The organism is Halorubrum sp. Atlit-28R (assembly GCF_003665955.1).
GTDB classification, from domain to species: domain Archaea; phylum Halobacteriota; class Halobacteria; order Halobacteriales; family Haloferacaceae; genus Halorubrum; species Halorubrum tropicale.
The window spans coordinates 1-441 of the sequence record NZ_QPLS01000269.1; the positions used below are offsets into that span (position 1 = coordinate 1).

Sequence of the window (441 nt, forward strand, 5' to 3'; positions counted from 1 at the left end):
CTTCGCGCTCTGGTTCATCACGTTCGCCATCCTGCTGACTTCGGGTGTTCAGCTCTAACGATGGCCGACGATAGTATCGCCGTCGTCGACTTGGACCGGTGTTCCCCGGACCGTTGTAGCTACGAGTGCTCGAACTTCTGTCCGCCGAACCGGACGGGCAAAGAGTGCATCACGCTCCGCGGCGAGGACGCCGAGCAGGGCGGCCCCGACCAGGTGCGCATCTCCGAGGAAATCTGTCTCGGCGAGACCTGCGGCATCTGCGTCGAGAAATGCCCCTTCGATGCAATCGAAATCATCAACCTCCCGTCGGAGCTCGACGAGGAGCCGACCCACCGCTACGGCGAGAACGCCTTCTCGCTGTACGGGCTTCCGGTCCCCGAGGCCGGCTCGGTCACGGGCATCCTCGGCCCGAACGGTATCGGGAAGACGACCGCCGTCCGC

At 64.4% G+C, this 441-nt stretch carries 1 protein-coding gene; it reads left to right on the top strand.

Features of this window, described 5'->3' with window-relative positions:
* Positions 1–60: 60 nt before the first annotated feature.
* Positions 61–441: 4Fe-4S binding protein (locus DVK06_RS17850; RefSeq protein ID WP_199718810.1), on the top strand; the 381-nt coding region annotated here is incomplete at its 3' end.